At 73.1% G+C, this 19,453-nt stretch carries 17 protein-coding genes and 1 pseudogene; 6 read left to right on the top strand and 12 right to left on the bottom strand.

The features are described from left to right. Positions 1 to 109 precede the first annotated feature (109 nt). From AB0L56_RS16225 to AB0L56_RS16210, 4 genes are read right to left on the bottom strand one after another with little or no spacing between them, the layout of a single operon-like run. Entirely contained in the window at positions 110 to 1,087 is a 978-nt protein-coding gene (locus tag AB0L56_RS16225; RefSeq protein WP_365423760.1) for a glycosyltransferase family 9 protein, read from the bottom strand. Next, the gene (locus AB0L56_RS16220) at positions 1,084 to 2,076 is read right to left on the bottom strand and encodes a glycosyltransferase family 9 protein (protein WP_365423757.1); all 993 of its coding nucleotides are present in this window, start codon (positions 2,074 to 2,076) and stop codon (positions 1,084 to 1,086) included. The genes AB0L56_RS16225 and AB0L56_RS16220 overlap by 4 nt, the downstream gene beginning before the upstream one ends. Further along, positions 2,073 to 2,687 carry an HAD family hydrolase gene (locus AB0L56_RS16215; protein ID WP_365423754.1) on the bottom strand — a complete coding sequence of 205 codons (615 nt, stop codon included), beginning with the start codon at positions 2,685 to 2,687 and terminating at the stop codon, positions 2,073 to 2,075. The genes AB0L56_RS16220 and AB0L56_RS16215 overlap by 4 nt, the downstream gene beginning before the upstream one ends. Next, positions 2,684 to 3,688, bottom strand: coding sequence for a glycosyltransferase (locus AB0L56_RS16210; RefSeq protein WP_365423751.1), 1,005 nt, complete (start codon positions 3,686 to 3,688; stop codon positions 2,684 to 2,686). The genes AB0L56_RS16215 and AB0L56_RS16210 overlap by 4 nt, the downstream gene beginning before the upstream one ends. A 268-nt stretch (positions 3,689 to 3,956) precedes the next feature. Here AB0L56_RS16210 and AB0L56_RS16205 point away from each other — a divergent pair. Both AB0L56_RS16205 and AB0L56_RS16200 read left to right on the top strand, forming a co-directional pair. Further along, positions 3,957 to 4,073, top strand: a pseudogene (locus AB0L56_RS16205) (polysaccharide deacetylase family protein); the annotation flags it as partial. A 304-nt stretch (positions 4,074 to 4,377) separates the two neighbouring features. Further along, positions 4,378 to 4,818 carry an SRPBCC family protein gene (locus AB0L56_RS16200; RefSeq protein WP_365423748.1) on the top strand — a complete coding sequence of 147 codons (441 nt, stop codon included), beginning with the start codon at positions 4,378 to 4,380 and terminating at the stop codon, positions 4,816 to 4,818. 19 nt (positions 4,819 to 4,837) lie between these two features. Here AB0L56_RS16200 and AB0L56_RS16195 read toward each other — a convergent pair whose 3' ends face one another. The 5 genes from AB0L56_RS16195 to AB0L56_RS16175 all read right to left on the bottom strand — a co-directional run bounded on the left by AB0L56_RS16195 (position 4,838) and on the right by AB0L56_RS16175 (position 11,687). After that, the gene (locus AB0L56_RS16195) at positions 4,838 to 5,989 is read right to left on the bottom strand and encodes an XdhC/CoxI family protein (protein ID WP_365423744.1); all 1,152 of its coding nucleotides are present in this window, start codon (positions 5,987 to 5,989) and stop codon (positions 4,838 to 4,840) included. 53 nt (positions 5,990 to 6,042) lie between these two features. After that, the gene (locus tag AB0L56_RS16190) at positions 6,043 to 7,500 is read right to left on the bottom strand and encodes an NCS2 family permease (RefSeq protein WP_365423741.1); all 1,458 of its coding nucleotides are present in this window, start codon (positions 7,498 to 7,500) and stop codon (positions 6,043 to 6,045) included. 337 nt (positions 7,501 to 7,837) lie between these two features. Further along, on the bottom strand, positions 7,838 to 10,222 hold the full coding sequence (gene pucD / locus AB0L56_RS16185; protein ID WP_361036772.1) for a xanthine dehydrogenase subunit D: 2,385 nt from the start codon (positions 10,220 to 10,222) through the stop codon (positions 7,838 to 7,840). 2 nt (positions 10,223 to 10,224) lie between these two features. Continuing rightward, positions 10,225 to 10,797, bottom strand: coding sequence for a (2Fe-2S)-binding protein (locus AB0L56_RS16180; RefSeq protein ID WP_365423738.1), 573 nt, complete (start codon positions 10,795 to 10,797; stop codon positions 10,225 to 10,227). Continuing rightward, positions 10,797 to 11,687 carry a xanthine dehydrogenase family protein subunit M gene (locus AB0L56_RS16175; RefSeq protein ID WP_365423735.1) on the bottom strand — a complete coding sequence of 297 codons (891 nt, stop codon included), beginning with the start codon at positions 11,685 to 11,687 and terminating at the stop codon, positions 10,797 to 10,799. Before AB0L56_RS16175 ends, AB0L56_RS16180 begins: the two co-directional genes overlap by 1 nt. Positions 11,688 to 12,035: 348 nt before the next feature. On the opposite strand from AB0L56_RS16175, the gene AB0L56_RS16170 reads away from it, so the two are divergent. Both AB0L56_RS16170 and AB0L56_RS16165 read left to right on the top strand, forming a co-directional pair. Further along, positions 12,036 to 13,724 carry a PucR family transcriptional regulator ligand-binding domain-containing protein gene (locus tag AB0L56_RS16170; protein WP_365423732.1) on the top strand — a complete coding sequence of 563 codons (1,689 nt, stop codon included), beginning with the start codon at positions 12,036 to 12,038 and terminating at the stop codon, positions 13,722 to 13,724. Between the two features lie 173 nt (positions 13,725 to 13,897). Next, complete coding sequence (locus AB0L56_RS16165) at positions 13,898 to 14,653, top strand: hypothetical protein (RefSeq protein WP_365423777.1); 756 nt, start codon at positions 13,898 to 13,900, stop codon at positions 14,651 to 14,653. Between the two features lie 215 nt (positions 14,654 to 14,868). Here AB0L56_RS16165 and AB0L56_RS16160 read toward each other — a convergent pair whose 3' ends face one another. Further along, positions 14,869 to 15,699: a GntR family transcriptional regulator gene (locus tag AB0L56_RS16160; protein ID WP_365423730.1), complete on the bottom strand. Its 831-nt coding sequence runs from the start codon at positions 15,697 to 15,699 to the stop codon at positions 14,869 to 14,871. 166 nt (positions 15,700 to 15,865) lie between these two features. Here AB0L56_RS16160 and AB0L56_RS16155 point away from each other — a divergent pair, with 166 nt between their 5' ends. Together AB0L56_RS16155 and AB0L56_RS16150 are read left to right on the top strand one after the other, a co-directional pair. Beyond that, on the top strand, positions 15,866 to 16,729 hold the full coding sequence (locus AB0L56_RS16155; RefSeq protein ID WP_365423727.1) for a (2Fe-2S)-binding protein: 864 nt from the start codon (positions 15,866 to 15,868) through the stop codon (positions 16,727 to 16,729). Positions 16,730 to 17,031: 302 nt separating this feature from the next. Next, positions 17,032 to 18,078: a DUF2637 domain-containing protein gene (locus tag AB0L56_RS16150; protein WP_361036783.1), complete on the top strand. Its 1,047-nt coding sequence runs from the start codon at positions 17,032 to 17,034 to the stop codon at positions 18,076 to 18,078. Positions 18,079 to 18,127: 49 nt separating this feature from the next. Here AB0L56_RS16150 and AB0L56_RS16145 read toward each other — a convergent pair whose 3' ends face one another. Together AB0L56_RS16145 and AB0L56_RS16140 are read right to left on the bottom strand one after the other, a co-directional pair. Next, complete coding sequence (locus AB0L56_RS16145; RefSeq protein ID WP_365423724.1) at positions 18,128 to 18,529, bottom strand: ATP-binding protein; 402 nt, start codon at positions 18,527 to 18,529, stop codon at positions 18,128 to 18,130. Between the two features lie 216 nt (positions 18,530 to 18,745). Beyond that, positions 18,746 to 19,366: a hypothetical protein gene (locus AB0L56_RS16140; protein WP_365423721.1), complete on the bottom strand. Its 621-nt coding sequence runs from the start codon at positions 19,364 to 19,366 to the stop codon at positions 18,746 to 18,748. Positions 19,367 to 19,453 lie beyond the last annotated feature (87 nt).

The following is a 19,453-nucleotide window of genomic DNA, read 5'->3' as shown; positions in this document are numbered from 1 at the left end:
CGGGGGTCCGCTAGGAGGCATTCGCCCACCTGACCCCGGGCATGGTGGATTTCACCCGGGATCCCCAATCTGCCCTGGATTGGCACTATCGGTGGGCCCACGTCGTGCCTCATCGCGTGCTCACCCCCGACGCCGGCCGTGGGCCGGTCGGGAGGCGGGTCAGGGCCTCCAGGACCTCGGGTGGGGTGATGCGGAGGAGGGCTGGGTCGGGGTGGGGGCCGTGGGGGTTGCCGGGTGGGCCGTGCCACAGGGGGATGTGGCGCGGGTGTGGGGGTGGGCCCCAGTGGGCGGGCGGGACCGGGCCGTAGAGGGTGACGGTGGGGGTGGCGTGGGCGACGGCTAGGTGGGCGATGCCGGTGTCGCCGCTGACCACGGCCCCGGCGTCCGCGACCAGAGCGGCGAGCCGGTCGAAGGGCAGGCCTCCGGCGAAGACGTCGGTGCCGGGGAGTCCGGCCCGGTCGGCGAGGTGGGCCACCAGGTCGCCCTCGTCCGCTCCGCCCGTGACCACGACCCGCCGGCCCTGCGCACGCAGGGCGGTCGCGACGGCCGCGTACCGCTCGACCGGCCAGCAGCGGGCGGGGGCTCCCGCGCCGGGGTGCAGGACGACGGCGCCGGGGGCGGGGGACGGGGCCGTGGGGCGGGGCAGCAGCAGGTCCGTGGGGTCGGCGTCGATGCCGTACGAGCGGAGCAGCCGGCACCAGCGGTTCCGTTCGTGTTCTTCCGCGTGCCAGGGTGGGCCTTCGATCTCGGGGGTTTCGGGGTGGGCGAAGGCCAGCAGGCGAAGGGGGTGCAGGGACTGCAGCAGTCGGTGGCTGGGGGGTCCGTTGCCGTGCAGGTCCACCGCGATGTCCGGGGGCGGGCCGGTCCAGTCGAGGGTGCGGGGCACCGCGCGGTGGGGCGCGGAGGCGGGCAGCAGCCGGTCGACGGCGCCGATGGCCCTGGCGGCCGGCGCGAGTTCCGCGGGTGCGGCCAGTACGAGCTCATGGCCGGGGAACGCCCGGCGCAGCGCCCGTAGCGCGGGAACCCCGGTGAGCAGGTCCCCGAGGCCGAGGGCGCGCAGCACGAGCAGCCGGGGCCGGGGGCTCACCGGACGACCTCCACGAGCTTGTCGACGGCGGCGACGACGTCGTGCGCGGTGATCTGCTCCAGGCACGGGTGGCCCGGGACGGGACACTGCCGGGCCCTGGTGCCGGCGCAGGGTGCCTGCTGGTCGCCCAGCAGCAGGTACGGAACGCCGTACGGCCGCCACCGCTCGGCGGGTACCACCGGCGCGAACAGGGAGACCACCGGGGTGCCCACGGCGGCCGCCAGATGGGCGGGGCCCGTGTTGCCGGTGACCACGCATTCGGCGCCGGCGAGGACCCCGGAGAGCTGGGCGGCGTCGGTGCGGCCGCCGAGGTCCACGGCCCGGCCGCCGGCAACGTACGCGGTCAGCTCCCGCTCCCCCGCGCCGCCGGTGACCACGACCCGGCGGCCGGCAGCGGCGAGTTCGCGGACCGCATGGGCGCACCGTCCGGGGCTCCAGGCGCGGGCGGGCACACTGGCGCCCGGGTGGAGGACGACGTAGGCGCCGGGGCCGGTCAGCGCCTCGGTGGCGGGGGGTGCGAGCACCCGTAGCAGTCCGTCGTCGGGGCGGGGGAAACCGGCGGCCTCGGCGAGGTCGAGCGCGGCCTCGGCCTCGTGGGCGTGCGGTGCGCGGTGGTGGCGTACGTCGAGGAGGGAGCCCGGGTAGTCCTCGCTGTCGGCGGCGATGAAGCGGACGCCGGCCAGGCGCAGCAGCAGGGCGGTGGGCAGGGCCGACTGGTGGAAGGAGGTGATGATCAGCGCGGTGTCCGCGTCGACGGCGTCCACGAGGCGCTCGATCTCCTCGCGGCTGACCTCGGGCGGCTGGAATCCGGTCCAGGGCGAGTCCCACACGAGTACCTTGTCCACTCCCGGCAGCAGCCGCGCCGCGGGCGCCCCGTGCGGCCCGCACAGCAGCGTGACGCGGTCGGCTCGGGCCGCGACGGCCCGTACGGCGGGCCCCGCGAGGAGCACGTCGCCGAAGCTGTCGAGCCGGCTGACCAGGGCCTTCATGCCCACCTCCGCTGCAGGGGCCGGCCGGTGTCGTACGCGGGGCCGGCGGACGGGTTCGCGGGGGGCGGGGTGGTCGGGGGACGCTCGCGGGGCGGGGCGTCGAGGACGAGGCGTACGGCCGTGAGCAGGTCCGGGGCCACGCAGGGGGCCGCGGCCGTTTCCTCGGGGCCAGTCTTGGGGGTGGGGACGAGGATGCCGTGGGCGCCGGCGCGGCGCGCGGCCTCCATGTCGGCGCCGATGTCGCCGATGACGACGCAGTCGGCGGGGCTGGTGCGGATGCGGCCGAGGGCCCACAGGATCATGCCGGGGCGGGGTTTGCGGCAGTGGCAGCCGTCGTCGGGGCCGTGCGGGCACAGGGCCCATACGTCGAAGGGGCCGAGGAGTTCCTCGATGCGCCGGTTGACGCGGCGGGCGTCGGCCTCGGTGAGCAGGCCGCGCGCGATGCCGGACTGGTTGGTGACGACGCCGGTGCGGATACCGCGTGCGCGCAGTGCGTCGAGCGCCTCACGGGCACCCTCCACGGGCCGTACGTGTGCGGGATCGGCGTTGTACGGGACGTCGTGGACCAGCGTGCCGTCGCGGTCGAACAGCACCGCCCGCACCGGGCTCACCGGGCCGTCTCCTGCCAGGCGGGGGCGTTGCGGTGGCGCCAGGCGCCGGCCAGCCGGTGCCAGGTCGCGGCGGGCGGGATGACCACGCTGGTGGCCAGCATGGTCGTCACCTCCTCGCGGGTGCGCGGCCCGGGAACGATGCGGGACCCCGCGAACTCGGCGGTTCCGGCGGCCCAGCCGAGCGCACAGACGCGCGCCGCCCGGCGGTGCCCGGTGGCGCGCAGGACGCAGGCGGCGGCCCCGGCGGCGGTGATCGCGGCGTGCCGGCGGATCCGGCCGCGCGGTGCGACCGCCTTGTCCCACCAGTCCGGGCCGTGCAGCCGCCGCATCAGGGCGTCGTCGGCGTGGCCGCGCTGCGGGCTCAGGGACGCCCAGCGGGAGGCGGGACGCACGGGGTGCAGGGTGGTGCGCCGGCCCCGGCGGATGCGCCAGCCGGCGTCGAGGAGGCGCAGCGCGAGGTCGGCGTCCTCGCGGTAGGGGCGGCGGAAGCGTTCGTCGAAACCGCCGGCCTCTTTGAGCGCTTCGGTGCGGTAGGCCATGTCGGCGGTGATCCAGCGGGCCCGGGAGAGCCCGGCCGTGCCGCGTTCCCAGTCGTTGTGGCGGCGCCCCTCGGGCAGCGGCACGGTGATGACGCCTTGGACGCCGGCCGTGTCGGGGGACGCCTCCTTCAGGTCCCGCACGAGTTCCGCGCACCAGTGCGGGCCCACCTGGACGTCGTCGTCGAGGAACGCGACCCACGGCGCGGTGACCGCGCGCACTCCGGTGTTGCGGGCGGCGGCGGGTCCGCGGCCTCCGCCGGCCCTGACGGTGGTGCGTTCGCGCAGGTGGCCCAGGACGCTCAGCGCGTGGCCCAGCGCATCGGGGCCGGGCGGGACCTCGGGCCGGTCGTCGACGAGGACTATCTCGTCGGGGCGCGGTCCGTTCGCCGCGGCGAGGGCGGCGAGGCAGTCGGCGAGGGTGTCCCGCACCAGGGTGGGGATCACGACGGAATACGACGTCATCCGCACGCCCCCTTGCGTGCTCTGGTACCGGGGATGCGCATCGGGGCTGTACTCCGTCCCTGTGAGGCGTGCGGGTGCTACCGGGACGCGGGTGCCGCATTCGCGGTCGACTCAAACACTTGGACACAGCTTGTCCCAAACAACCGGTTCGGGCACTTCTGGGCGTCGATTCAGGTCACGTCCCGCGGGGTGCGGATGACGAGCCTCACACCTCGGTGACGGTCCGGGTAACGGCATGCGAAGTGGACTATGCACGCTATGCATAGTGACCGTCCCCGCCGTGCCGGGCATCATCGACGCCCTGAAGAAGCGGGGCTACGTCTTCGTGACGGTCCCTCAGCTACTCGCCCCCGGGATGGCGGAGCCGGGGAAGGTGTACCGGTGAGCGGCGCCGGGAAGCGGGAGGCCCGGCGATGGCCGTGCGGCACCGGGGGCCCGGCGATGGGCCGTCCGGCCCACGAGACCCGGCCACGGGCCATCCGACACCATGAGACCCGGCGACGCGCCATCCGACCCCAGGAAGCCCGGCCACGGGCACATCCGGCCCCAGGACGCCCGGCCACGGACCGTCCGGCACCAGGACACCCGGCCACGGGCCATCCGACACCATGAGACCCGGCGATGGGCCATCCGGGTGAGCCGGGCCCGGCCGTGCTGACCGGTAGTCGGGGTTTTCTAGGATTCCCCCCGTGGCCACCTTCCAGCTTCAGCGCACGGCGCCCCTCCCCCTCGACGAGGCCTGGCGGCGGCTCACCGCGTGGCCTCGCCACGGTGAGGTGGTCCCGTTGACCCGGATCACCGTGACCACTCCCCCGCCCACCCGCGCGGGCACCAGGATCGTCGCCCGGACGGGCCTCGGTCCGCTCTCCTTCGACGACCCGATGGAGGTGACGGTGTGGCAGCCGCCCGCGGGGGACTCGCCGGGGCTGTGCCGGCTGGAGAAGCGGGGCCGGGTCGTCCGGGGATGGGCGGAGATCGAGGTGCGGCCGGGGCCGGGTGGCCGGGCGCGGGTGGTCTGGCGGGAGGAGATCCGGGTCCGCTTCCTGCCCGCCCGCGCGGAGGCGCTGCTGGCACGGGCCGGACGCAAGGTGTTCGGGCGGGCGGTGAACCGGCTGCTCCGGTGGGCCTGAGACCCCGGACCGGCGGGCCTCAGGCCACGTAACCGATCCGGCCCGCGGGCGCCGCCGCGCCGTCGTGGTGGATGGGGGTGTGCGCCCCGGTGAGGGGCACTCCGCTGCCGCCGCGCCGGTTGGCGACGATCTCCGCCGCGATGGACAGGGCCGTCTCCTCCGGCGTACGGGCGCCCAGGTCCAGGCCGATGGGGGACCTGAGCCGCGCCAGTTCCAGGTCGGTCACGCCGGCTTCGCGCAGCCGGGCCTCGCGGTCCAGGTGGGTGCGGCGGGAGCCCATCGCGCCGACGTAGGCCACGGGCAGGCGCAGCGCGAGTTCCAGCAGCGGTACGTCGAACTTCGCGTCGTGGGTCAGGACGCACAGGACCGTACGGGCGTCCACGGAGGTGCGTTCCAGGTAGCTGCGGGGCCACTCGACGACGATCTCGTCGGCCTCGGGGAAGCGGGCCCGCGTCGCGAACACGGGGCGTGCGTCGCACACCGTAACGTGGTGGCCGAGGAACTTGCCCACCCGTACCAGCGCCGACGCGAAGTCGATCGCACCGAAGACGATCATCCGGGGCGGCGGAATCGAGGACTCCACCAACAGTGTGAGCGGTGCTCCGCAACGCGAGCCCTGCTCACCGATCTCCAGCGTGCCCGTGCGGCCGGCCTCCAGGAAGGCGCCCGCCTCGGCGGCGACCGTGCGGTCGAGTTCCGGGTGGGCGCCGAAGCCGCCCTCGTACGACCCGTCCGGGCGGACGGTCAGTGCGCGGCCCAGCAGCTCCGCCGGACCGCTCACGATCCGCGCCACGGCCGCCGCCTCCCCTCGCGCGGCGGCGCTGAGCCCCGACGCGAGCACCGGGCGGGCGGGATCGACCGCCCGCACCGGTGTGACCAGGATGTCGATGACTCCGCCGCAGGTCAGACCGACGGCGAAGGCGTCCTCGTCGCTGTAGCCGAAGCGTTCCAGGACGGTTTCGCCGTCCCTCAGCGCCTGCTCGCACAGCTCGTACACCGCGCCCTCCACGCAACCGCCGGAGACCGAGCCGATCGCCGTGCCGTCGGTGTCCACCGCGAGCGCGGCGCCGGGCTGGCGGGGGGCGCTGCCGCCGACCGCCACCACGGTGGCGACCGCGAAGTCACGGCCCTGCTCGACCCACCGGTTCAGCTCCTCGGCGATGTCCAGCATCTCTCGGTCTCCTCAACTGCGGTTGCGGGGTGTTGCGGGTGGCGGGCGGCCGGCTAGTGCACGCCCAGCCAGCTCTCGATCGGGGCGAGGGCGAAGTAGACGACGAAGACCAGTGTCAGGCCCCACATGAAGGCGCCGATCTCCCGGGCCTTGCCCTCGGCGGTCTTGATGGCGACGTAGGAGATGACCCCGGCGGCCACGCCCGCGGTGATGGAGTAGGTGAACGGCATGATCACCACGGTCAGGAACACCGGGATCGCGGTGGCCCGGTCCGCCCAGTCGACATGGCGGGCGTTCATCATCATCATCGCGCCGATCACCACCAGGGCCGCGGCGGCGACCTCGCCCGGCACGATCGCCGTGAGCGGGGTGAAGAAGAGGCAGGCGGCGAAGAAGAGTCCGGTGACGACGGAGGACAGACCGGTCCGGGCGCCTTCGCCGACACCGGTCGCCGACTCGATGAACACCGTCTGGCCGGAGGCGCCGGAGACACCGCCGATCGCACCGCCGGCGCCGTCGATGAACAGGGCCTTGGACAGGCCCGGCATCCGGCCCTTGTCGTCGGCGAGCTTCGCCTCCGTGCCGACGCCGATGATCGTCGCCATGGCGTCGAAGAAGCCCGCGAGGACCAGCGTGAAGACGATCATGCCGACCGTCATCACACCGACCTCGCCCCAGCCACCGAACTCCACGTCCGCGAAGACGGAGAAGTCGGGCATCGACACGGCGCTGCCCTGCAGTTCGGGCGCGCCGCTCGCCCATTGCTTGGGGTCGATGACCCCGAACGCGTTGAGGGTGACCGCGAGCAGGGTGCCGCCGACGATGCCGATCAGGATCGCACCGGGGACCCGGCGCGCCTGGAGCATGAAGATGGCGAGGAGGGTGACGGCGAACAGCAGCACCGGCCAGCCGGCCAGCTCGCCCGCCGGACCCAGGGTGACCGGGGTGGCCTTGCCCTGGTGCACGAAGCCGGCCTTGTAGAAGCCGATCAGGGCGATGAACAGGCCGATGCCCATGGTGATCGCGTGCTTGAGTGCGAGCGGGATCGCGTTCATGATCATCTCGCGCAGGCCGGTGACGACGAGCAGCATGATGATCACGCCGTACATCACGCACATGCCCATGGCCTGCGGCCAGGTCATCTCCGGCGCCACCTGCGAGGCGAGGACGCCGGAGACGGAGAGGCCGGCGGCGAGGGCGAGCGGCACCTTGCCGAAGAAGCCCATCAGCAGGGTGCTGAGGGCCGCGGCGAAGGCGGTGGCCGTGATCAGGGCGGTGCGGCCGAGGGTGTTCCCGGCGGCGTCCTGGCCGGACAGGATCAGGGGGTTGAGCAGGAGGATGTACGCCATCGCCATGAAGGTGGTGACGCCGCCGCGCACTTCTCTTGCGACGGTGGATCCTCGGTGGGTGATGTGGAAGTACCGGTCGAGCCAGGACCGGCCGGCCGGGACGCGGGTTCCCGCGCCCGCGTCGTCGGCGGTGGTCCTGGGCTGCACGGACTGGTGCGTCATGGTGCGATCTCCCAAGGTTCATAGGGGCACCCGTGCCATCGGCGAAGGCGCGGGATTTGGGAGGTGCCGAGACTCGGGGGACGGCCCGGTACTGCACCTTGATGTGGGGCCGGCGCCGGGGGTGACCGTGGGGTGGGTCGCCTGCCCGGCGTCGGGGTGCCGCTGCGCCCACCCGTGCCGCCCCAGCGGCACGACTGCCCGCAGCGGCAGTCGGTGTTGCCAGGTGCCGCACGCTGCCCGCAGCGGCAGGCGGTGTTGCCAGGTGCCGCACGCTGCCCGCAGCGGTAGGCGGTGTTGCCAGGTGCCGCACGCTGCCCGCAGCGTGCGGCACGGGGGGTTACATCGTTCCGGTGAGGTGTTCCGGGCGGACCGGGGTTTTGGTCAAGGGGAGGCCCGTGGCGTTGCGGATGGCTGCCAGGACCGCGGGGGTGGAGGACAGGGTGGGCGCCTCGCCGATGCCGCGCAGACCGTAGGGGGCGTGGTCGTCGGCGAGTTCCAGCACGTCGACGGGGATGGTCGGCGTGTCGAGAATCGTGGGGATGAGGTAGTCCGTGAAGGACGGGTTGCGTACCTTCGCGGTCTTCGGGTCGACGACGATCTCCTCCATGACCGCCACGCCCAGGCCCTGGGTGGTGCCACCCTGGATCTGGCCGATCACGGACAGCGGGTTGAGCGCCTTGCCGACGTCCTGGGCGCAGGCCAGTTCGATGACCTTCACCAGGCCGAGTTCGGTGTCGACCTCGACGACGGCGCGGTGCGCGGCGAAGGAGTACTGGACGTGGCCGTTGCCCTGGCCGGTCCGCAGGTCGAAGGGCTCGGTCGGCCGGTGCCGCCACTCCTCCTCGGCCTCCACGGCCTCGTCGCCGAGGACGTCCACCAGGTCGGCGAGGACCTCGCCGCCGTCGGTGACGACCTTGCCGCCCTCCAGCAGGAGTTCGGCGGTGGCCCAGGCCGGGTGGTACGAGCCGAACCGGCGCCGGCCGAGTTCCAGCACCTTCTCGCGAACGAGCTCGCACGCGTTCTTGACCGCGCCGCCGGTGACGTACGTCTGCCGGGACGCGGAGGTCGAACCGGCCGAGCCCACCTGGGTGTCGGCCGGGTGGATCGTCACCTGGCCGACGCCGAGCTCGGTGCGGGCGATCTGGGCGTGGACGGTGACACCGCCCTGGCCCACCTCGGCCATCGCGGTGTGCACGGTCGCGACCGGCTCGCCGCCGACCACCTCCATGCGCACCCGGGCGGTGGAGTAGTCGTCGAAGCCCTCCGAGAAGCCGACGTTCTTGATGCCGACCGCGTACCCCACCCCGCGGACGACGCCTTCGCCGTGCGTGGTGTTGGACAGTCCGCCCGGCAGCTGGCGCACGTCGGCGCCCTCGCTGGACTCCCACTGGCGCTCCGGCGGCATGGGCATGGCCTTGACGCGGCGCAGGAGTTCGGCGACCGGCGCCGGGGAGTCGACGCGCTGCCCGGTGGGCAGCAGCGTGCCCTGCTCCATGGCGTTGAGCCGCCTCAGCTCCACCGGGTCCATGCCGAGCTTCGCCGCCAGCCGGTCCATCTGCGCCTCGTAGGCGAAGCACGCCTGGACCGCGCCGAAGCCGCGCATGGCGCCACAGGGCGGGTTGTTGGTGTAGAGGGCGATCGCCTCGATCTCCACGTCGTCCACGACGTACGGTCCGATCCCGAGGGAGGAGGCGTTGCCGACCACGGCCGGGGAGGCGGAGGCGTACGCGCCGCCGTCGAGGACGATGCGGCACTTGACGTGGGTCAGCTTGCCGTCCGCGGTGGCGCCGTGCTCGTAGAAGAGCTTGGCCGGGTGGCGGTGGACATGGCCGAAGAACGACTCGAAGCGGTTGTAGACGATCTTGACGGGTTTGCCGGTGCGCAGGGCGAGCAGACAGGCGTGGATCTGCATCGACAGGTCCTCGCGGCCGCCGAAGGCGCCGCCGACGCCGGCCAGCGTCATCCGTACCTTGTCCTCGGGCAGACCGAGGACGGGCGCCATCTGGCGCAGGTCGGAGTGGAGCCACTGGGTGGCGATGTAGAGGTGGACGCCGCCGTCCTCCTCGGGGACCGCGAGGCCGGACTCGGGGCCGAGGAAGGCCTGGTCCTGCATGCCGAAGGTGTACTCGCCCTCGACGATCACGTCGGCCCGCTCCCGGGCCGCCGCGACGTCGCCGCGCACGATGGGCTGGCGGTGGACGACGTTGGGGTGCGGGACGTGGCCTACGTGGTGGTCGCTGCGGTTCTCGTGGACGAGGACCGCGTCCGGGGCGAGGGCGGAGGCCTCGTCGGTGATGACGGGGAGGTCGCGGTACTCGACCTTGATCTTGGCGGCGGCGCGCCGTGCGGTCTCCGGGTGGTCGGCGGCGACGATCGCCACGGGCTCGCCGTGGTGGCGGACCTTGCCGTGGGCGAGGACCGGGGTGTCCTGGATCTCCAGGCCGTAGTTCCGTACGTCGGTCGGCAGGTCGTCGTACGTCATCACGGCGTGGACGCCGGGGACGGCTAGGGCCTCGCTGGTGTCGATGGACACGATCTCGGCGTGGGCGACCGGGGAGCGCAGGATCTGCCCCCAGAGCATGTCCTCGTGCCACATGTCGGAGGAGTACGCGAACTCGCCGGTGACCTTGAGGGTGCCGTCGGGGCGGAGCGTGGACTCGCCGATGCCGCCCTTGGTCCCCGAGCCCTGCGTGATCTTGGTGGGAACACCGTTCGTCGGCATGCTCAGACCCCCTCGGACTGACGGGCGGCCGCCAGGCGGACCGCGTCCATGATCTTCTCGTAGCCGGTGCAGCGGCACAGGTTGCCCGACAGGGCCTCGCGGATGTCCGCGTCGGTCGGGTTGGGGTTGTGCTCGAGCATCTCGTCGGCCGCGACCAGCAGACCCGGGGTGCAGAAGCCGCACTGGACGGCGCCGGCGTCGATGAACGCCTGCTGGATCGGGGAGAGCTCGGTGCCCTCGCCGGTCTGTGAGTCGGTGCCCTGGGGCTGCCACTCCTTGGGCTCGTCCAGTGAGGTGTCGTGGGCGCCTGTGCCGCAGGCCCGCTGCCGTGCGAAGTCGGCCAGGCCCTCCACGGTGACGACCTCGCGGCCCTGGACCTGGCCGGCCGCCACGAGACAGGAGCACACGGGCACGCCGTCCAGGCGGACCGTGCACGAGCCGCATTCGCCCTGCTCGCAGGCGTTCTTGGAACCGGGCAGGCCGAGCCGCTCGCGCAGCACGTACAGCAGGGACTCGCCCTCCCAGACGTCGTCGGCTTCCTGGGGGCGTCCGTTGACGGTGAAGTCGATACGCATTACGCGGCTCCCTCCGTGGTGCGGTGGGCGCCGCGGTACGACTCCCAGGTCCAGGTCAGTGTGCGGCGGGCCATGACACCGACCGCGTGCCGGCGGTAGCTGGCGGTGCCGCGCACGTCGTCGATCGGGTTGCAGGCGGCGGCGCACAGGTCGGCGAACTGCTTGGCGGCGGACGGGGTGATGATCTTCCCGTTGTCCCAGAAGCCGCCCTCCTCCAGCACCGCGTTCAGGAACTCCTCCGCGGCCTGCGCCCGGATGGGCGTCGGGGCGGCCGAACCGATGCCGGTGCGCACCGTCCGGGTCTCCGGGTGCAGGGCGAGTCCGAAGGCGCACACGGCGATGACCATGGCGTTGCGGGTGCCGACCTTGGAGTACTGCTGGGGGCCGTCGGCCTTCTTGATGTGGACGGCGCGGATCAGCTCGTCGGGCGCCAGCGCGTTGCGCTTCACGCCGGTGTAGAAGGCGTCGATCGGGATGCGCCGGGTGCCGCGCACCGACTCGGCCTCGACCTCGGCGCCGGCGGCGAGCAGCGCCGGGTGGGCGTCGCCGGCCGGGGAGGCGGTGCCGAGGTTGCCGCCGACGCCGCCGCGGTTGCGGATCTGCGGGGAGGCGACCGTGTGGGAGGCGAGGGCGAGACCCGGCAGCTCGGCGCGCAGATGCTCCATGATCTTCGCGTACGGGACCGAGGCGCCGAGCCGTACGCTGTCCTCGCCGACCTCCCATTCCTCGAGCTCGCCGATGCGGTTGAGGTCCATCAGGTACTCGGGCCGGCGGTGGTCGAAGTTGATCTCGACCATTACGTCGGTGCCACCCGCAATCGGCACAGCGGCGGGGTGCTCGGCCTTCGCGGCGAGCGCCTCCTCCCAGCTGGCGGGGCGAAGGAAGTCCATGACCGGCTCTCTTCTTCGTCTCGTGGGGCGTACAGATTGAGCCAATCCGTGTGCGGCGGGCGCGGCTCGTTCATGTTCTGTTCACGCGGAGTGGGCCCAGTACACCGCCGGGGATCCGCTGGGGTCAGTCACGGAAACCATGAAGGAGTTGGCTGGCCAGCGACGGCATCTTGTAGATTCATATGAACGATGGTCGGCTCTGGCCTCCCCACTTTCCTCCGGTAACAGAGGACACCGTCCGGGAAACGGCCGACATCGCTGATCAGCCACCCGATGGGCCCTCACGGAAGATCCCTTCCCGGTCCTTCGTAGATGTAGATATCGAGACAGAGAACGGCGGCGACGAGAATGCGGCTGCGCGCACTGCTGGACACCGACGCGCTGGGCCTGAAGCTGCTCGGCGGCGAGGAGGAGCTGGACCGCGGTGTGCGGGGCGTGATGACCACCGACCTGAGGGACCCCAGCCGTTATCTCTCCGGCGGGGAACTGGTGCTCACAGGGCTGGCCTGGCGCCGGGACGCCGCCGACTCCGAGCCGTTCGTACGGATTCTGGTGCAGGCCGGGGTGGCCGCCCTGGCGGCCGGTGAGGCGGAACTGGGCGACGTGCCGGACGACCTGGTCGTGGCCTGTGCGCGGCACCGGCTGCCGCTGTTCGCCGTGCACGAGTCGGTGGCCTTCGCGACCATCACCGAGCATGTGGTGCGGCAGGTCTCGGGCGAGCGCGCCGGGGATCTGGCGGCGGTCGTGGACCGGCACCGGCGGATGATGACGTCGGGTCCGGCGGGCGGCGGGCCCGACGTGGTCCTCGACCTGCTCGGTTCCGATCTGGACCTGCGGGCCTGGGTGCTGTCGCCCACCGGCCGGCTGATCGCGGGGCCGAAGGTCGCGGGGTCGGGCGGGGCCGAGCCGACGCTCCCCGCCGAGGTGTGCGCACGGCTCGCCGCGGAGCAGCTGGCGGCCGCCCGCACGGGCCGGCCCGGACCGCACCGGGTCACGCTGGGCCGGACGACGTACAGCCTCTTTCCGGTGCGCGGCAGCGGGCGCTCCGCGCCGACGGCCGGGGACGTGCGGGAGACGGTGCTGTCGGACTGGCTGCTGGCCGTCGAGGCCGATGCCGGGGACTGGGCCGAGGAGCGGCTGGACCTGCTGCGGGGCGTGACCCAGCTGATCTCCGTCGAGCGGGACCGCCGGGACGCGGCGCGCACGGTCCGGCGCCGGCTCGCCCAGGAGGTGCTGGAACTCCTGCAGACGGGTGCCGCGCCCGCCGAGACGGCGGCGCGGCTGCGGGTGGCCGCGCCCGTGCTGCTGCCCGGCCTCGGCACCGCGCCGCACTGGCAGGTCGTGGTGGCCCGGGTCGACTGGGACGGCGGGGAGGTCGCCGGCGGTCCGGTGGCCCAGGCGCTGCTGGAGGAGATACTGGTCGACCCGGCGTCCACCGGTCCCGAGCACTCCGACCGCATCGCGGTGGCCCACACCGGCGACGAGGCGATAGCGCTCGTACCACTGCCCGCGGTCACCGGCGACGACGACGCCACCGGTGCCGGAGTCGTCGCCGAGGCGCTGCTCGAAGCCATACGTGACCCGCTCTCCGCGGGTCTCGACGGCGACGGCCGGCTCACCGTGGGCGTCTCCGCCGCCGTGCACTCGGCCGAGGGGCTGCGCGGTGCGCTGGAGGAGGCACGGCACGCCCGGCGGGTCGCCGCGGCCCGTCCGGGCCGGGTCTGCGCGGCCGGCCACCAGGAACTCGCGTCGCACGTCCTGCTGCTCCCCTTCGTCCCCGACGACGTGCGGCGGGCGTTCACCGCCCGCCTCCTGGACCCCCTGCGGGACTACGACCGCCGTCACCGCGCGGAGCTGATCCCCACCCTGGAGGCGTTCCTCGACTGCGACGGCTCCTGGACCCGCTGCGCCACCCGCCTCCATCTGCACGTCAACACGCTGCGCTACCGCGTCGGCCGGATCGAGCAGCTGACTGGCCGTGATCTTTCCCGGCTCGAGGACAAGCTGGACTTTTTCCTGGCACTGCGCATGAGTTGAGCGAAAAGGACGCCGTGGAGGACGCCCGTCCGGCCAGTTCGGGTCCGCAGCCCATGACTTTGTGAAATCCTTCACCCACCCTCTTGGCCGGGCCCCGTGGTTCGTGCTGAGATGCGGCCACCACTCAACAGCTCGATGGCGTGCTCGGGGAGGGCAACGTGGCGCATACCGCCATGTCCGGTGACGGAACGACCGCCGATGACGATCCCCTCCGGACGGCGGTGTGGCGGCTGCGCTCCCGCGCCTGCTGGGCCGACGCCGCGGCGCTGCTCTCCCCCGGCACTCCGGACGCGGCGCTGCAACGGGCGTCGCTCCTGGTGGAGCGGTGCGTCTACACCGAGGCGGGGTGGGAGGAGGCCGAGGACGCGCTGCGTACGGCCGAGGCGATGGCGCACAGTGACGAGGAGCGGGGGGCGGCCGCTTGTGAACGCGGGTACTTGGCCTACGCGGCCACCCTGTTCCGGGTGCGCGACCGGGCGGACGAGGCGCGGGCCGCGCTCGGGCGGGCGGCGGCGCTGATCGCTCCGGGGGCGCCGGGGCGGGCGCTGCTGGACTTCCGGCGCGGGCTGATCGCGGAGAACCTCACCCGCTCGCCGCAGGCGGCCCGGGCCGCCTACCGCCGCGCCCACGCGGGCGCCACCGCGCACGCCGATCCGCTGCTGCTGTCCGGCACCTGGCGCCACCTGGCCGGACTGGCCCTACGGGACGGCGAGTTGACGGAGGCCCGGCACGGCTTCGCCGAATCCCTGCGCATCAGGGAGGAGCTGGGCTACCTGGTAGGCACGGCCCCGGCCCTGGTCTCCCTGGCAGAAACAGAAACCGCCCCAGAGGCCACCCGCCTCCGAGAGGAAGCCCGCCGCCTCTTCCGCCTCCTGGGCGGAGTCCCCACCTGGCTGGCAGACCAACTATCCCCACCGGACGCGGCCTAACAGCCCGTCCGGCACAACCAGCCCGTCCGGCGCTTGAGGACGAGGCCAGCCCCTTTCAGCCCGTCCGGCGCTTGAGGACGAGGCCAGCCCCTTTCAGCCCGTCCGGCGTTTGAGGACGAGGCCCGAAGGGCCGGCAGGGGGGTCTGGGGGCGCAGCCCCCAGGGACGGGAAGGGAAGGGGCGGCGGGGGCGAAAAAACCAAACGGAACACCCCCCTCACCCCGCCCCGCTGAAGTGCTCCCCCACCAACACCCGCACGATCTCAAGATCCCCCGCGATCAACGCGTCCAACAACGCGGTGTGCTCATGCGCGTCAGCGATCAACTCCGCCCGCCCCCGCCCCCCACCCGCCCCACCGACCAACGGCCACTGCGCCCGCCGATGCAACTCCCCAGCGACCCCCACCAGTTGCTCGTTCCCCCCAAGAGCAAGCACCGCACCGTGAAACGCACGATCCGCCTCCGCATACGACGCCCGGCACCCGGAGGACGCCGCACGCACCGTCGCCTCGGCCAGCGGCCGCAGCTCGGCCCACCGCTCAGCCGGCACCGCACGCGCCAGCCGCAGCATCACCGGCACCTCGATCAGCGCCCGCACCTCGGCCAGCTCGGCCAGCTCCCGCGCCCCCCGCTCGACGACCCGGAACCCCCGGTTGGGCACAACCTCGACCGCGCCCTCGATGGCAAGCTGCTGCATGGCCTCGCGGACGGGCGTCGCGGAGACCCCGAACCGCTCCCCGAGCACGGGCGCGGAATACACCTCGCCGGGCCGCAGCTCGCCCGAGAAGAGCGCGGTACGCAGGGCGGCGAGAACCTGCCCACGCACGGACGACCGCTGAACGGCGACCCGCGGAGCCGAAAAAGCAGCGGGTTCACCGTGCGTATGCTCACCACGCACCCCGCACCCGCCCGCACCCGCCCGCCCACGCGCCCCGTCACCCGGATCCGGTGCCGCCGCCTGCGCAGGCACCCGGCACCGGCCGGAACCGGCCTGAGCAGCGGCCGCCGCCTCACCTGCCACAGCGGAGCCCTGCGTGCCCTGCTTCACAAGGTCCTCCCGCGGACGTGTCGGTACTTGGGGTCATTACGGCGGGTTGCCACCCGTACGTCAAGCACCATAGGCGCACCGGACACCTGTTCACATCTCGGCGATCTTCGGTAAGGTGAGCCTTACCTTTATTGCCCGGCTCCACGAGACGTGAAGGGGTGCCCCCATGCCCGTGCCCGGTTCGGCCGTCGCGGACGCGTACGCCCGCCTGGCGGAGGCCTTCCCCGCGCTGGCCATCACCGAACTCGGCACCGGCGAGGAGGCGCCCCGGGGCGGCGGCTGGGTGGCCGCGTCGGAGCTCGCGGAGGCCGGGACCGGCCTGGACTCCTTCCTGTCCTGGGACGACACCCAGGTGCTGCGGGACTACGGCCAACGGGGCCGCCCGGACGTGGTCGCCGGCTTCGGTCTGCACCGCTACGCCTGGCCCGCCTGCCTGCTGATCACCGTGCCCTGGTTCCTGCACCGCAGGGTGCCGCGCTACCCCGTGACGCATGTCTCGTACGACCGCACCGCCGCCGGTCTCGCCATGGGCCGCATGGCCGTGCGGCCGGAAGGCTTCGCCTGCCTGCCCGGCGACCCGGCCGCCGCACTGCCCGGCGCCCGCGTGGTGCCCGACGAGGAGGCGCTGCGGGCGGAGGTGCGCGCGGCGGTGGCCCAGCACCTCGAACCCGTCCTGGCCGCTTTCGGCCCCCGGATGCGACGACGCGGGCGCGCCCTGTGGGGCATGGCGACCGACGAGATCGTCGAGAGCCTGTGGTACGTCGCCCAGCTGCTCGGCGAGGAGGAGCGGGCGATGCGCGAGCTGGAGCTGCTGCTGCCGGGGGCGACCAAGCCGTACGTCGGCGCGGCGGCGTTCCGCCGGCCGGCCGGGCCCGGCGGGGAGCAGGAGCGCGCGACCCGGGACCGGGTGAGCTGCTGCATGTTCTACACCGTGCGCCCCGCGGACATCTGCGCCACCTGCCCGCGCACGTGCGCCCAGGACTCGGCGACCGCCGGGCGGGTCAGCGCCGTTTCTGCGAAGGCAAGTTGACGCCGCGTCGGACAATAGGCCCGCCTCAGGAGCCGTAGGATCATGCAGCCGGCACACCGCAGAGGTCACAGCTGATTCACAATTCCCTCACCCGTCGCGGGAACTATCCGCAGAACTACCCGTACGGGTAGTCTTATTCGAACCCAACTCCCGCCCCTCATACGGCAGTTCGAGCTGAGCGTCGCCTGGACGCCCCCCTCGCACTTCCTTGGCGGCCTCTTGCGCCGAAACCCCCTGAGGGCAGCCGGGATTGGGCCACTATGGCGGGCGTTACGCCCTATCCCAATGCAAGGGACCCCTAGATGAGACTGACCGACATATCGCTGAACTGGCTGCTTCCGGGCGCCGTGCTGCTCCTGGGCATGCTGGCGGCGGTGGCGGTGCTGGCGCGCGGGAAGCGCTCCTCGGTCAAGGACACGAGCGCGGACGACTCGTGGGAGCGCAGCGAGGAGCGCCGCCGGCGCAAGGAGGCCATCTACGGCACCGTCTCCTACGTTCTGCTGTTCTGCTGTGCGGCGGTCGCCGCCGCGCTCTCCTTCCACGGCCTCGTCGGCTTCGGCGAACAGAACCTCGGCCTCTCCGACGGCTGGCAGTACCTCGTCCCCTTCGGCCTGGACGGCGCGGCGATGTTCTGCTCGGTGCTCGCCGTGCGCGAGGCCAGCCACGGTGACGCGGCCCTCGGCTCGCGGATACTCGTATGGACGTTCGCGTTCGCCGCGGCCTGGTTCAACTGGGTCCACGCTCCCCGGGGCATCGGGCACGCGGGCGCCCCGCACTTCTTCGCGGGCATGTCCCTGTCCGCCGCGGTGCTGTTCGACCGCGCGCTGAAGCAGACCCGCCGGGCCGCCCTGCGCGAGCAGGGGCTGGTCCCGCGGCCGCTCCCCCAGATCCGTATCGTGCGCTGGCTGCGCGCCCCCCGGGAGACCTACCGCGCCTGGTCGCTGATGCTGCTGGAGGGTGTGCGCAGCCTCGACGAGGCGGTCGAGGAAGTGCGCGAGGACAAGATCCGCAAGGACGAGGCCAAGCGGCGCCGCCGCGACCAGCAGCGGGTGGAACGGGCCCGGCTGAAGGCGATCAGCCGCGGCCACCGGGGTTTCGTGGGCCGGGGCGGCGGGCGCGAACTGGAGACGGCGACCGTGGAGCGCGACTCCGAGCTGGTCTCCGCGGAGCCTGCCATAGCGGCGCCGGAGGCCCTGCCCGTCCGCGCGCGGCCCTCCCTGCAGCCGGTGCGCACCGGCGGCACTGACGCGGTGACCGTCGACCTCACCGCCGAGGACGACACCCAGGCCCTGCCGCGCCTGGACTCCCTGGAGCGCAAGCTCAAGGACCTCGAGCAGCAGTTCGGCTGACACAAGCACGCCGTACGGTTCCGCGGAACCGTACGGCGTGACTGCGCCGTCAGGCGGCGTCCGCGCCGAGTTCGAACCAGACGGACTTGCCCACCTCGTGCTTGCTGACGCCCCACTCGTCCGCGAGGGACTCGACCAGCGCCAGGCCCCTTCCGTGCGTCCCGTCATCGGTGCGGGGCCGTCGCGGCCGGGGCTCCCGGGACACGAAGTCCCGTACCTCCACCCGCAGTCCGCGCGGCCCCACCGTGGCCGTCAGCACCGCCTCGTCGTCGGTGTGGACGAGCGCGTTGGTGACGAGTTCGCTGGTGAGCAGTTCCGCGACCGCGGACCGCTCCGGAGTCCCCCAGTGCGTCAGCAACTCGCGTACCGCCCTGCGGGACTCGCGCACCGCTCTCAGATCCGCCCGCCCCAGTGTGCGCCTCAGCCGATCCGCCGAAGCCTGACTCTTCATGGCCCCCGCCCGCGTACAGATGTCGATTCCCCCTGGCGCTCGAACACGTACACGGGATTCCTTTCCCCGTCCCTCGCGCGCCAGTCATATCGCATCGCCGGCAACCGGTAGTTGGCCGAAGTGCACCGGCCACACATGCGCGCGGGGCCGTCCTCCCGACCCCCGTGGCGAGAGGACGACCCCGGCTTTCATGCGGTGGTCGTGGCGGGCCGTGGCTCAATGGAGCTTGTTGACGGCCCTCTTCGTCGTCTTCTTGAAGGCGCCGACCGGTGCGTCGCCGAAGTCGCCCATCTGCCCCCAGTCGACGACGGTCACCGTCCGGCCGTCCCGTCCCACGGACAGCAGGTGGATGTCCGTGGCGCCCCAGGAGGTCTCCGTGTGCAGTCCGCGCACCGTGGCGCCCTCCTCGACCGGCAGCGTGCCGTAGTACCGGCCCTCGGCCTCGATGTCCGGATACGTCCGCTCCAGCCGGTCGGCGCAGGAACGGATCCTCTTGTCGAGCAGGGCGGCCAGCGCCTTGCCCTTGGCGGCGGAGCCGGTGACGACGGTGACCTGTACGGCGCCGGTGTCCAGGTCGGTGTGGAAGAGGCGGTGCCGGCGGTCGTAGGCCGGTACGCCCTCGCCCAGACAGTAGGCGAGCTGCTCCGGGAAGCCGTCCGTGACCGGGCCGGCCGTCCAGTCGGACAACGGGTGCGGGGGCAGTTCGGAGGCGGAGAGGAAGCTGGGCGGGTTGTTCTCCCGCACAGCGGCGCCGGCTGGTGCGGTGAGCGCCGTGCCGGCCGCGAGGGCGGCGACGGTGAGCGTGGCGAGCGCGGCGGCCCGGGTGCGCATGGGCATGGGTGTCCCCCGTGGGGTGTGCGTGATGGAATGGGCGAGGCGGTACGCCATGACGACCGGGACGGTTCGTCCGGCGGCCGTGGGGCG

Source organism: Streptomyces sp. NPDC052079, from assembly GCF_040680275.1.
Lineage (GTDB): Bacteria > Actinomycetota > Actinomycetes > Streptomycetales > Streptomycetaceae > Streptomyces.
The sequence above is the reverse complement of the archived record's forward strand: the minus strand, read 5'-3'. Positions and strand labels throughout refer to the sequence as shown.

Bases quoted from the DNA above. Each gene is read 5' to 3' on its own strand.
- AB0L56_RS16220 (WP_365423757.1), bottom strand. From the start codon at position 2,076: ATGAAGGCCCTGGTCAGCCGGCTCGACAGCTTCGGCGACGTGCTCCTC.
- AB0L56_RS16210 (WP_365423751.1), bottom strand. From the start codon at position 3,688: ATGACGTCGTATTCCGTCGTGATCCCCACCCTGGTGCGGGACACCCTC.
- AB0L56_RS16195 (WP_365423744.1), bottom strand. From the start codon at position 5,989: ATGCTGGACATCGCCGAGGAGCTGAACCGGTGGGTCGAGCAGGGCCGT.
- AB0L56_RS16190 (WP_365423741.1), bottom strand. From the start codon at position 7,500: ATGACGCACCAGTCCGTGCAGCCCAGGACCACCGCCGACGACGCGGGC.
- pucD (WP_361036772.1), bottom strand. From the start codon at position 10,222: ATGCCGACGAACGGTGTTCCCACCAAGATCACGCAGGGCTCGGGGACC.
- AB0L56_RS16180 (WP_365423738.1), bottom strand. From the start codon at position 10,797: ATGCGTATCGACTTCACCGTCAACGGACGCCCCCAGGAAGCCGACGAC.
- AB0L56_RS16175 (WP_365423735.1), bottom strand. From the start codon at position 11,687: ATGGACTTCCTTCGCCCCGCCAGCTGGGAGGAGGCGCTCGCCGCGAAG.
- AB0L56_RS16170 (WP_365423732.1), top strand. From the start codon at position 12,036: ATGCGGCTGCGCGCACTGCTGGACACCGACGCGCTGGGCCTGAAGCTG.
- AB0L56_RS16165 (WP_365423777.1), top strand. From the start codon at position 13,898: ATGTCCGGTGACGGAACGACCGCCGATGACGATCCCCTCCGGACGGCG.
- AB0L56_RS16155 (WP_365423727.1), top strand. From the start codon at position 15,866: ATGCCCGTGCCCGGTTCGGCCGTCGCGGACGCGTACGCCCGCCTGGCG.
- AB0L56_RS16150 (WP_361036783.1), top strand. From the start codon at position 17,032: ATGAGACTGACCGACATATCGCTGAACTGGCTGCTTCCGGGCGCCGTG.
- AB0L56_RS16145 (WP_365423724.1), bottom strand. From the start codon at position 18,529: ATGAAGAGTCAGGCTTCGGCGGATCGGCTGAGGCGCACACTGGGGCGG.
- AB0L56_RS16140 (WP_365423721.1), bottom strand. From the start codon at position 19,366: ATGCCCATGCGCACCCGGGCCGCCGCGCTCGCCACGCTCACCGTCGCC.